At 63.0% G+C, this 11088-nt stretch carries 11 protein-coding genes and 1 pseudogene; 11 read left to right on the forward strand and 1 reads right to left on the reverse strand.

The window, feature by feature from the left end:
• Positions 1 to 7: 7 nt before the first annotated feature.
• The 11 genes from HL671_RS34930 (at position 8) to HL671_RS34980 (ending at position 10734) form a co-directional block, all read left to right on the forward strand.
• A complete protein-coding gene (locus HL671_RS34930; protein WP_172243017.1) occupies positions 8 to 877 on the forward strand; it encodes a NifU family protein in 870 nt (289 codons plus the stop codon).
• Positions 874 to 2073, forward strand: a complete 1200-nt coding sequence (locus HL671_RS34935; protein WP_246706040.1) for an NHL repeat-containing protein — start codon at positions 874 to 876, stop codon at positions 2071 to 2073. The genes HL671_RS34930 and HL671_RS34935 overlap by 4 nt, the downstream gene beginning before the upstream one ends.
• On the forward strand, positions 2070 to 4529 hold the full coding sequence (gene hypF, locus HL671_RS34940) for a carbamoyltransferase HypF (protein ID WP_172243020.1): 2460 nt from the start codon (positions 2070 to 2072) through the stop codon (positions 4527 to 4529). Before HL671_RS34935 ends, hypF begins: the two co-directional genes overlap by 4 nt.
• Positions 4499 to 4780: a HypC/HybG/HupF family hydrogenase formation chaperone gene (locus tag HL671_RS34945; RefSeq protein WP_172243023.1), complete on the forward strand. Its 282-nt coding sequence runs from the start codon at positions 4499 to 4501 to the stop codon at positions 4778 to 4780. Before hypF ends, HL671_RS34945 begins: the two co-directional genes overlap by 31 nt.
• Before the next feature lie 16 nt (positions 4781 to 4796).
• On the forward strand, positions 4797 to 5489 hold the full coding sequence (locus tag HL671_RS34950; protein ID WP_172243026.1) for a D-sedoheptulose-7-phosphate isomerase: 693 nt from the start codon (positions 4797 to 4799) through the stop codon (positions 5487 to 5489).
• Positions 5486 to 6634, forward strand: coding sequence for a hydrogenase formation protein HypD (gene hypD / locus HL671_RS34955; RefSeq protein ID WP_172243029.1), 1149 nt, complete (start codon positions 5486 to 5488; stop codon positions 6632 to 6634). Before HL671_RS34950 ends, hypD begins: the two co-directional genes overlap by 4 nt.
• On the forward strand, positions 6631 to 7701 hold the full coding sequence (hypE, locus tag HL671_RS34960; RefSeq protein ID WP_172243032.1) for a hydrogenase expression/formation protein HypE: 1071 nt from the start codon (positions 6631 to 6633) through the stop codon (positions 7699 to 7701). The genes hypD and hypE overlap by 4 nt, the downstream gene beginning before the upstream one ends.
• 12 nt (positions 7702 to 7713) lie before the next feature.
• Positions 7714 to 8052, forward strand: a complete 339-nt coding sequence (locus tag HL671_RS34965; protein WP_012040813.1) for a hydrogenase maturation nickel metallochaperone HypA/HybF — start codon at positions 7714 to 7716, stop codon at positions 8050 to 8052.
• On the forward strand, positions 8052 to 9065 hold the full coding sequence (gene hypB, locus HL671_RS34970) for a hydrogenase nickel incorporation protein HypB (protein ID WP_172243035.1): 1014 nt from the start codon (positions 8052 to 8054) through the stop codon (positions 9063 to 9065). The genes HL671_RS34965 and hypB overlap by 1 nt, the downstream gene beginning before the upstream one ends.
• A gap of 89 nt (positions 9066 to 9154) precedes the next feature.
• The gene (locus HL671_RS34975; protein ID WP_172243038.1) at positions 9155 to 9754 is read left to right on the forward strand and encodes a HupE/UreJ family protein; all 600 of its coding nucleotides are present in this window, start codon (positions 9155 to 9157) and stop codon (positions 9752 to 9754) included.
• Between the two features lie 229 nt (positions 9755 to 9983).
• Positions 9984 to 10734 (forward strand): IS5 family transposase gene (locus HL671_RS34980; RefSeq protein ID WP_210264229.1). Its coding sequence is split into 2 segments (ribosomal slippage): positions 9984 to 10318 and positions 10317 to 10734, totalling 753 coding nucleotides; the frame shifts between segments, so codons are not numbered across the junction.
• Between the two features lie 56 nt (positions 10735 to 10790).
• On the opposite strand, the pseudogene HL671_RS38615 reads toward HL671_RS34980, so the two are convergent.
• A pseudogene (locus HL671_RS38615) lies at positions 10791 to 10906 on the reverse strand (DDE-type integrase/transposase/recombinase); the annotation flags it as partial.
• Between the last annotated feature and the right edge of the window lie 182 nt (positions 10907 to 11088).

Raw genomic sequence — 11088 nt, forward strand, 5'->3', positions numbered from 1 at the left:
TACTGACATGAACGCCATTGATCTCATCTCCACACGTCGCGAGACCCTGGCCGGCTTCACCGGAGACATCGAACGGCTGGAGGCGGTCTTTGCCGACTGGGATGAGACGCAGCGCAGCGCGGTCGATGCCTATCGGCGCGCGATCGAAGATCTGCAGGGCGAAGCGTTCCGTCGTCTCGTGCGATCCTTGAAATCGGACTCTGCAGCGCTGACAGCGATGAAGCAGGCGGTCTCGGACGAGATTGTCTACGCGGTATTGAGGCGTCACAACATCCTCAAGCCGAGCCTCAGCGAGCGGCTCGAAGCGGCGCTCGACAGCGTGAGGCCGATCCTGGCTTCCCATGGCGGAGACGTCGAGCTCATCGCAGTGAGACCGCCGGCGATCGAAGTGCGCTTCACCGGCGCCTGCGACGGCTGTCCGGCGTCAGCGTTGACCTTCCACGCTGGCGTCAAGAAAGCTGTCGAAGAAGCCTGCCCGGAGATCACCGACATTCTGCAGGTCAAAGGCGCTAGCGGCAGCCAGCATGACAGCGTGCGCTTCGTCAGTCCGTTCGCGCTGGGCGCGGTCAACGGCTGGCATCTGGTATGTCGGCTGGACGAGATACCGCAGGGCGGCGTCATCACGCGGATCGTCGGCGAACAGAACGTCATCCTGTCGCGGCAGGGCGCGGTCGTATCCTGTTTCCAGAACGCCTGCGCTCATCTCGGTATGGAGATCGATGGAGGCGCAGTCGAGAATGGCATCATCACCTGCCCTTGGCACGGCTTCCAATATGACCTCGCGACTGGCGAATGCCTGACGGCACCGGAAGTTCAACTTCAATCCCATGCTGTCAAGGTTGTCGGCAATCGCGTCGAAGTGAGGCTGGCGACATGATGCGCGTCTCGCTCACCTCTAGTATTCAACGTGCTGCCGCTCTCGCGCCGGCGCCTGCTCCGCTTCCGCTGCTGAATCCGGTGGGCGCCCGCATCGTACTCGGCGATCACCTCGCAGCGGACGGTCTTCCAGCACCGCTCTTACCGAGCCGCGCCACGCTCTTCGGCCCGCGTGGCGTGGCCTTCGCCAGCCGGCAGGGCCCCTTCTTTGTCGCCGACACCGGGCACCATCGGCTTCTTGTCTGGCGGACCGTGCCCAACACGGACAATTCGCCGGCCGACCTCCTGATCGGCCAGCCCGACTTCAACGTGGAGGGACGCAACGCGGGGGGCAATGTGGGTCCAGCGACGCTCAACATGCCGAGCGGCATCGCCACAGATGGACGCGTCCTCGCAGTTGCAGATGCTTGGAACCATCGCATCCTCATCTGGTGCTCACTTCCTGAGGTCAACAATCAGCCAGCAGACATCGTGCTCGGTCAGGCCGATTTCAGCGGCGGACTCGCCAACCGCGGCTCGAGCAACGCCGGGCCGCATACGCTCAATTGGTGTTACGGCGTCACTATCGCGGAGGGCCGCCTCTTCGTCGCCGACACTGGAAACCGCCGCGTTTTGATCTGGAACACGCTGCCGGGGGAAAATGGTCAGCCAGCTGACATGGTGCTTGGCCAGGCGGGAATGACGATCCATGACGACAACGCGGGCGCGGAAGCGAGTGCGGTCGGGATGCGCTGGCCGCACGCAATCGTCGTGGCAAATGGGCGCATCTTCGTCGCCGATGCCGGCAACAGCCGGATCATGGTGTGGAATGGTTTTCCCAATGCAGATGGCGCTCCAGCCAGCTTCGTGATTGGGCAGGCCGGTTTCGAAGCCGTCGATCACAATCGCGCTGCCTATGAACCGAGCGCGCACGCGCTCCAGATGCCGTATGGCATCACAGTGCACGACGACATGCTGGTTTGCGCCGACACGGGCAATTCTCGTCTCGTCGGCTTTCCCCTGCCGGGGCTCGCGATGGACGCGGCCGCCACAACGCTCACCGGCCAGCGTCGCTTCTCCGATAAGGGCGACAACCGCTGGCGGTTCGCGGCGCGCGACAGCCTGTGCTGGCCATTTGCCGTCACGGTCTGCGACGGGCTGGTCGCCGTCGCCGACACCGGCAATAACCGCGTGCTCCTGTGGGAGGCGGCAGTATGAGCACGCAGCCCGCCATCGCCAACGCCGCGGCTCTGGAAAGCGTCCAGATCAGGGTGCGCGGTCGCGTGCAGGGCGTCGGTTTCCGGCCGACCGTTTGGCGCCATGCCCGTGAAGTTGGCCTGGACGGTGAAGTGCTGAACGACGGAGAGGGAGTGCTCATCCGGGCCCGCGGCCAAGGGAAGGACATCGAGACGTTGGTCAGGCGCTTGCGCGACGAGGCACCGTTGCTCGCTGCGATCGAAGCGATCGAGGTCGAGCCCTTTACTGGAAGACTGGCGCCTGGGTTCCGCATCATCGAGAGCAACAGAAGTGAGGCCCGCACCGAGATTTCGCCCGACGCTGCCATCTGTCCCGCGTGTGCGGCTGAAGTGCTCGATCCGTTCGAGCGCCGCTTCCGCTACGCTTTCACCAACTGCACACATTGCGGCCCACGCTTCACCATCATCCGCTCGATCCCCTATGACCGCAGCGCCACGACAATGGCCGCCTTTCCCGTGTGCGCCGAATGCGCCGCCGAATATGGCGACCCGGCCAATCGGCGCTTCCACGCCGAGCCTATCGCCTGCCATGCCTGTGGCCCGAAAGCGCAGCTCGTCCGCTTCGATGGACGAGCCTTGACCTACGAGCAGCATTCGATGTTCGATGACGTCGATGCTGCAATGAGCTTGATCCAGAAAGGCGAAATCGTCGCCGTCAAGGCGCTCGGCGGCTACCAGCTCGCCTGCGATGCTACAAGGCTCGACACTGTCGAGCGGCTGCGGCTGCTTAAGCGGCGCGAGGTCAAGCCCTTCGCCCTCATGGCGCGCGACCTCGATGTGATCCGCCGATTCTGCGCCGTCAGCCCGGACGAGGAGGAAGCGTTGTGCTCGCCGGCAGCGCCGATCGTGCTCCTCGATGCGGCCGGTCCGGAACGCTTGCCTGAGGCTGTTGCTCCCGGAATGCGGATGCTCGGCTTCATGCTCCCCTCGACGCCGCTGCATGTGCTCATGTTCCGCCGCATGCCGCGCCCCGTGATCATGACCAGCGGCAACCTCTCGGACGAACCGCAAGCGATCGGCGACGCGGAGGCAGCGCGCAAGCTCGGGACCATCACCCCTTACGCCCTCGTTCACGACCGCGAAATCGCCAATCGCGTTGACGATTCCGTCATGCGCGTCATGGACGGGCGCATGCGTCTGTTACGCCGCGCGCGCGGCTACGCGCCGGCCTCCATTTCCCTGCCGAAGGGCTTCGAGGACTCGCCCGACATCCTCGCCTACGGCCCGGAGATGAAGGCGACTTTCTGTCTGGTAAAGGAAGGCCGGGCGGTGCTTTCCCAACATCAGGGCGATCTCCAGGACGCCGCGACCTGGGACGACTACAGGAAGAATCTCGCGCTCTTCCGGGATCTCTTCGCGCACGATCCGCAGGCGCTGGCCTGCGACATGCACCCGGAATACCTTTCCGCGAAGCTCGCGCGAAAACGTGCCAGTGAGGACAGTCTGGCGCTCATCGAGGTCCAGCATCACCACGCCCACATTGCCGCGTGTCTCACCGAGAACGCACGCGCGCTTGACGCGCCACGCGTGCTTGGCATCGCTCTCGACGGGTTGGGCTACGGCACGGACGACACAATCTGGGGTGGCGAATTCCTGTTGTGCGACTACCGCGGTTTCCAGCGTGTCGGCACCTTCCGGCCGGTGGCCATGGTAGGCGGTGCTGCCGCCTCGCGCGAGCCGTGGCGCAACCTTTACGCGCATCTGACCGCGCAGATGGGATGGGCCGCCTTCGCCATGAATTTCAGGCAGCTCCCATTGTTCGAGCGGCTGGCCGCCAAGCCTCGCGCGGTCTTGGACACGATGATCCACGATCACATCAATTCGCCTCTTGCTTCCTCCTGCGGCCGCCTTTTCGACGCGGTTGCGGCCGCGCTCGACGTCTGCTTCGAGCGCCAGGCTTATGAGGGCGAGGCCGCGGCGCGACTCGAGGCGATCGCATGTCCAAATACGCTCGCAGAGGAAGACGACAGTCTCTGCTATCCGATGCCGATTCCCGTTCTTAAGGGATCTGGCCTCCCGTATATTGAGCCGCTTGCCATGTGGAACGCGATCCTAGGCGATCTGATCCTAGGCACGCCTCAACCGATCATTGCTGCGCGTTTTCACAAGGCGCTCGCCAGGTCCATTGTCACAATGGCAATCCAGCTGGCGCGGCGAGACGATGAAGACGCGCAGCCGCGTTTCGACACGGTGGCGCTGTCGGGTGGCTGTTTTCAAAACCGCATTCTTCTGGAACAGACGGTCCGTCGTCTCGAGGAAAAGAAATTCAAAGTTCTTACGCATGCCAAGGTGCCCGCCAACGACGGCGGCGTGGCTCTCGGCCAAGCAACCATCGCCGCCGCGCATCTCATCGATGCGGAACGAACACGGCGCAAGGGAGGAACATCATGTGCCTTGGGATTCCCGGACGGATCGTAAGGATCGACGACCCGACGCGAAAGCTCGCGACTGTCGAAGTCAGCGGCGTGCGGCGCCGGATCAACATCGCCTGCGTCATCGACGACGCGCACCCAGTGGAATCCTGTGTCGGCGACTGGGTTCTCGTCCATGTCGGCTTCGCCATGAGCCGTATCAATGAAGAACAAGCGGCCGAGACCCTGAAAATCCTGACAGAACTCGGGGAGGCACAGGCCGAGATCCAGGCGATGCGCGAGACCGCAGTGCACTAACCAGGGAGGACCAGATATGTCCAACGAAGGCGTACTGCGGGGCCTCTACCCCTTCCTTCACGGGACGGCACAGAATCCCGAAAAGCTGAATGCCGCCCTTCTCCACTCGGTGGCGGAGAAGGCGCGCGACTCGCGAGAAACCAACGAGCGCTTCTTTGGTGACCAGTCTGAAGTTCTGGTCGCCGCTGCAGGAACACTGGCCAACGTCTATCGGCGGAACGGCAAGCTGTTCTCGATGGGCAATGGCGGCTCGAGCTGCGATGCGAGCCATGTCGCCGTCGAGTTTGTGCACCCTATCACGGCAGGGCGGCCGGCGCTCGCGGCCACCAATTTGGTGGCCGATCTCGCTATGATCTCGGCAGTCGGCAACGACCTAGGCTTCGATCATGTATTCGTTCGTCAGCTCGTGGCACATGCCCGCAAGGGCGATGCGCTGATCGGCATCTCGACAAGCGGGAACTCGCAAAACCTGATCGCCGCATTCGTCAAGGCCAAGGAACTCGGCGTTGCCACGATCGGGCTCACCGGCGGCGACGGCGGCAAGATGAAGTCATCCGGCGCGGTCGATCATTGTCTTGTCGTCCCGTCCACATCCATCCATCGCATTCAGGAATGTCACGTCGCCGCCTATCACATCCTGTGGGATCTGGTGCACACCCTGCTTGCGGACGAGCGCGGCTCGGCGGCTAACAGGGAGGCCATGCAATGAAATTCGCCGACGAATTCCGTGACCGCGACAAGGCCAGGACGCTGGTCCGCGAAATCGAAACGCTGGCCGACCAGATCGAGACGACAAAGACGCGGCCGCTCCAACTCATGGAGGTGTGCGGCGGCCATACGCATTCGATCTTCCGCTATGGCCTGGAAGGCATGCTGCCTTCCTCGATCGAACTGGTGCACGGGCCTGGCTGCCCCGTTTGTGTGTTGCCCATGGGACGGGTCGATGATTGCGTCGCGATCGCCGAGCGGCCCGGGGTGATCTTCACCACCTTTGGCGACGCGATGCGCGTGCCCGGATCGAAGAAAAGCCTCATGCAGGCCAAGGCCGACGGGGCGGATGTGCGGATGGTCTATTCGCCCATGGACGCACTGGCTCTCGCGCGCAAGCATCCGGATCGCGAGGTGGTCTTCTTCGGGCTGGGCTTCGAGACCACTATGCCGTCAACCGCGCTGACTGTGCTGCAGGCCGAGGCCGATGGAATCCAGAATTTCTCGGTCTTCTGCAATCACATCACCATCGTTCCGACTATCAAGGCGATACTCGATAGCCCAGATCTTCACCTCGACGGGTTCCTCGGACCAGGCCATGTGTCAATGGTGATTGGCACCGCGCCCTACGCATTCATCGCCGAGTTCTACAAGCGTCCAATGGTCATCGCGGGATTCGAACCCCTCGATGTCTTGCAGTCGATCTGGATGCTCCTGAAACAGATCAAGGAGGGCCGTGCCGAGATCGAAAACCAGTACGCGCGCATTGTTCCTGAAGCCGGGAACCATCCTGCACTCGCCGCTGTTGCGGAGGTCTATGAACTGCGCGAGTTCTTCGAATGGCGTGGCCTCGGCTCGATTGACCATTCCGGCGTCAAAGTGCGTGATCAATACGCCCGCTTTGATGCAGAGCGGAAATTCGCCATCCCAAATGTCAAGATCGCCGACCCTAAATCCTGCCAATGCGGAGAAGTGCTCAAGGGCGTTCTGAAGCCTTGGCAGTGCAAGGTGTTCGGTACCCTCTGCACGCCGGAAACGCCGCTTGGCGCGCTAATGGTTTCCCCGGAAGGAGCCTGCTCGGCCTACTACCAGTATGGCGGGATTAAACGTAGCAACACTCCCGAGAAAGAGGCCGTAGTGTCATGAACCTTCTGGACCTGCCCCCGCGGCGCTCGCTCGGCCGAGTCCATGTGCCAGCCGTCACACTGGCGCATGGCGGTGGCGGCAAGGCCATGAAGGATCTGATCGACGACGTCTTCGTCAGCGCCTTCTGCGATGCCAAGGCGCCGGATGTACTGGAGGATCAGGCGCGGCTCGACCTCGCGGCGCTTGCCCGCTATGGCGACCGGCTCGCCTTCACCACGGACTCCTTCGTCGTCGATCCGCTGTTCTTCCCCGGGGGCGATATCGGCAAGCTCGCGGTCTGCGGCACGATCAACGATCTGGCCGTCGGCGGCGCCAAGCCGCTTTATCTGTCCTGCGCCGTCGTCATCGAGGAAGGAATGCCGCTCGATGCTTTGCGCGGGATTGCGAATTCCATGGCTGAAGCGGCGAGAATGGCAGGTGTGCGGATCGTGACTGGCGATACCAAAGTCGTCCAGCGGGGCGCCTGCGACAAGCTCTTTATCACAACGACCGGCATCGGCGTGATCCCGTCCCAGATTGACCTCGGCATTCACCAGATCAAACCCGGAGATGGCATACTGGTGAACGGACTGCTCGGCGACCACGGCGCAGCGATCCTCGCGGCCCGAGGCGATTTTGCGCTGAAGACTGAAGTCGCCAGCGACTGCGCCGCCCTACACGGGCTGATCGAGGCCCTTCTACGAGCGGCGCCTGGAACACGCTGCATCCGCGACGCCACCCGCGGCGGCCTCGCCACGGTGCTCAATGAGATGGCGGAGGCCTCCGCGCTGTCGATCGAAATCGACGAGGCGGCGACGCCGCTGCGTGAAGAGGTGCGCGGCTTCTGCGAGATTCTCGGGCTTGATCCTCTCTATCTCGCCAACGAGGGCAAGGTGGTCATCGCTGTGCCGCCTGCCGAGATCGAAGCCGCGCTTGCGGCAATGCGCGCCCATCCGCTTGGCGCGGGAGCAGCCCTGATCGGCCATGCCAGCGGGGGAATTCCAGCGCGCGTCACCATGCAGACTGTCTTCGGCGGGAAGCGCATCGTCGATATGCTGATTGGTGAACAGCTTCCACGCATCTGTTGAGAACGGGGTCCGATGCACGAACTCGGGATTACACGCAACATCGTGAAGATCGTCGAGGAGGCGGCGAAGGGACGGCGCGTCAAGCGCGTGACGCTCGATGTCGGGCAGTTCTCCGGAGTGATGCCCGACGCGATCCTGTTCTGCTTCGACATCGTCGCCAAGGGTACGCTGCTCGACGGCGCGCTGCTCGACATCCAGAAAATAGCCGGTCTCGCACGCTGCCGGTCTTGCGGCGAGGCGTTCAAGACCACATCCCTCTACCAGGCTTGCGCCTGCGGCTCGCGCGCCATCGACCGACTTGCTGGGGAAGAACTGAAGATCCGGGAAATGGAAATCGAGGAGGCTGCCTGATGTGCGGAACCTGTGGCTGCGGCTCCAAGGCCGAAACCCGACTCCTCAACCTGCAGACAGGTGAGGAGACCACTCTCGACGATGAGCGCCCTCACATGCATGCGCATGGCGATGACATGGTGCATCGGCATGGTCATGACCACAGGCACGACCATGGCGACGGCCATGTCCATGATCATGAACATCCGCACGGCCATGCCCATGATCATATTCATGGCCATGAGCACGGGCACGATCATCGTTCGGAGCATGCGCATGAGCATCACCACCATGACGATCACGCCCATGACGACGTGGAGTTGCACGGTCACGACCATCCGCACGACCATGATCACCCGCACAGCCATGGCCATTCCTCGGTCATCGAACTCGAGACCCGGATCCTGGCCAAGAACGACGCGCTCGCGGCCAGGAACCGTGGCTGGTTCGCCGGCCGCGAAATCCTGGCGTTGAACCTTGTTTCCTCGCCAGGCTCCGGCAAGACGACGCTGCTCGAGCGCACCATCCGCGACCTCAAGGACAAGATCCCGATCGCGGTCATTGAGGGCGATCAGGCGACCGCCAATGACGGTGAGCGTATCCGCGCCGCGGGCGCTGCTGCTGTCCAGGTCAACACCGGCGCCGGCTGCCATCTCGAAGCCGACATGGTGGCCAAGGGGCTCGCCGAGCTGAAGCCGGCCTTCGGCTCCGTCGTCATAATCGAGAATGTTGGCAACCTCGTCTGCCCGGCGATGTTCGATCTCGGCGAGCACGCCAAGGTAGTCATCCTCTCGGTCACCGAGGGTGACGACAAGCCGCTGAAGTATCCGCACATGTTCAGGGCTGCAGAGATCATGGTCATCAACAAGATCGATCTTTTGCCGCATGTCGATTTCGACGTGGATATCGCTAACGCCAATGCGCGCCAGGTCAATCCGGAGATCGTCACGTTCAGCGTGTCGGCTCGGACGGGAGAGGGACTCGGCGATTGGTACGACTGGCTCGGCACCCAGGCGTCGCAAGCGCGGCTTTGAATGAATTCGCTCCGTGGGGGCGATAAGCGGTCATGGCCCGGGCCGCCGCATCTGGTCATGCAACTGGGCATCTTTTGGAGGAGTTAGACATGAAATCGACCCTTAAACCTGCCCTTCTGGGGCTCGCTATCGCTGGACTTCCAGTTACCGCTTTCGCGCATGTCGGCGTCGGCGATACCCATGGCTTCATGCACGGCTTCGGCCACCCGGTCATTGGCATCGACCACATTTTGGCGATGGTGGCGGTCGGCATGTTCGCAGCCTATCTCGGGGGCCGCGCGCTGTGGCTGGTGCCGACAGCCTTCGTGCTGATGATAGGTGTGGGCGGCGTGCTCGGCATCACTGGCGTGCCGTTGCTATATGTGGAGCTCGGCATCGCGGCTTCCGTCATCGTGCTTGGCTTGGCTGTTGCGATGCAATGGAGCCTACCGACGATCGCTGCGATGGGATTGGTTGGCTTCTTCGCCATATTCCACGGCCATGCGCACGGCGCCGAGATGCCGGTTGACGCATCCGGTTTCGAGTATGCGATGGGCTTCATGCTGGCGACCGCCTTGTTGCACGTCGTCGGTATCGGCATCGCACTTGGCATCGGCAGGATCGGCGCACGAACGTCTCGTGTCGCGCTTCGGACCAGCGGCAGCATTATAGCGCTTGCCGGCATCGGTATCCTGACGAGCTATCTTTGATCGTTTCGAACGCACAGGCGAGATGATCTCGCCTGTGCGTTCGACCGGAACTGTTTCGCTGACCAGCGCACGTTACGACGCTGCCAGTCGGCCAGCGGTGGGAGCTTCGCGACTCCACCCTTTAGCCGCTAGGTGCGATGGCCACCCCAGCCCAGGGTCCGGACCCATAAACAGGATTCCCATGGCGGCTCGGATGTGATTCAGGCTCTGCAACAGCAGGAGCGTGGATTTGAGCGAATTCTGGTTGAGTGAAGAGCAGTTCGAGCGGCTTCGGCCGCTGCTGCCGAGCAAGGTGCGCGGCGTTGCCCGGGTTGATGATCGGCGGGTGATCAGCGGCATCATCCATGTCGTGAAGTCGGGCGGTCGCTGGGTCGATGCGCCGGCCTGCTACGGACCGAGGAAGACGCTCTACAACCGGTTCGTGCGCTGGGCGGCGAAGGGCGTGTGGCAGGAGCTGTTCGTGACGCTGGCAGCGGCGGGCGGACCACCGGCCGAGGTTCTGATCGACAGCACGCACATGAAGGCGCACCGCTCGGCGGGCGGCGGAAAGGGGGGCGCTCGTCCAGGCGATCGGGATCAGCCGGGGCGGCCGCAACAGCAAGCTCCACGCCCTCACCGACGGCGAAGGCCGGCCGCTCCGCTTCCTGCTGACCGGCGGCCAGGTCGCCGATTGCCGTGCGGTCGATGTCCTGTTGAACGATCTTGCGGCCGGGACCATCGTGCTCGGCGACAAGGCCTATGACAGCAACGCCATCCGCGACCTGATCGAACGCCAGGGCGCGGTGCCGAATATCCCGTCCAAGGCCAACCGACGCTGGAAAAGCTGCTTCTCCAAGACGCTCTACAAAGGGCGCAATGCCGTCGAGCGCATGTTCGGCCGTCTCAAGGATTATCGCCGCATCGCCACGCGCTACGACAAACTCGCCACCAACTTCCTCGGCGCAATCTACCTCGCCGCCGCCGTCACGTGGTGGTTATGAGTCCCGACCCTTAAACCCAGGCAAGCCGGAATTGGAGGCATTGAGGACGAGGCCGGCCGTGCTGAGCTGCTCACCTTCCACCCCAGAATCCGCCGGCGAAGGCATCGATCACGAAGGCGACGTAAACGAAGCCGGCCCGAGTATGCACGTAGGTGAAGTCGACCACCAACAGCGAGCGTTGGGGCGATTGATGCAGGTCTTCCGGTTGAGGATTTGACCGGGAGCGGCTACGAGGGGCACCCATGACAGCGTGCGCCGCTTTGTCCAAGCCAACGCGCCGCGTCAGCGTCCTTCCACCTATGGTAGGGCTATGGCGTAAACGTAGTGATCATCACTATCTGGCGCGGCCCGCCA

The sequence above is a fragment of the Bradyrhizobium denitrificans genome (assembly GCF_013179005.1).
GTDB lineage: Bacteria > Pseudomonadota > Alphaproteobacteria > Rhizobiales > Xanthobacteraceae > Bradyrhizobium > Bradyrhizobium denitrificans.

Excerpts from the sequence above, each read along its gene's own strand:
- HL671_RS34930 (WP_172243017.1), top strand. The coding sequence starts at position 8 with ATGAACGCCATTGATCTCATCTCCACACGTCGCGAGACCCTGGCCGGC.
- HL671_RS34935 (WP_246706040.1), top strand. The coding sequence starts at position 874 with ATGATGCGCGTCTCGCTCACCTCTAGTATTCAACGTGCTGCCGCTCTC.
- hypF (WP_172243020.1), top strand. The coding sequence starts at position 2,070 with ATGAGCACGCAGCCCGCCATCGCCAACGCCGCGGCTCTGGAAAGCGTC.
- HL671_RS34945 (WP_172243023.1), top strand. The coding sequence starts at position 4,499 with ATGTGCCTTGGGATTCCCGGACGGATCGTAAGGATCGACGACCCGACG.
- HL671_RS34950 (WP_172243026.1), top strand. The coding sequence starts at position 4,797 with ATGTCCAACGAAGGCGTACTGCGGGGCCTCTACCCCTTCCTTCACGGG.
- hypD (WP_172243029.1), top strand. The coding sequence starts at position 5,486 with ATGAAATTCGCCGACGAATTCCGTGACCGCGACAAGGCCAGGACGCTG.
- hypE (WP_172243032.1), top strand. The coding sequence starts at position 6,631 with ATGAACCTTCTGGACCTGCCCCCGCGGCGCTCGCTCGGCCGAGTCCAT.
- HL671_RS34965 (WP_012040813.1), top strand. The coding sequence starts at position 7,714 with ATGCACGAACTCGGGATTACACGCAACATCGTGAAGATCGTCGAGGAG.
- hypB (WP_172243035.1), top strand. The coding sequence starts at position 8,052 with ATGTGCGGAACCTGTGGCTGCGGCTCCAAGGCCGAAACCCGACTCCTC.
- HL671_RS34975 (WP_172243038.1), top strand. The coding sequence starts at position 9,155 with ATGAAATCGACCCTTAAACCTGCCCTTCTGGGGCTCGCTATCGCTGGA.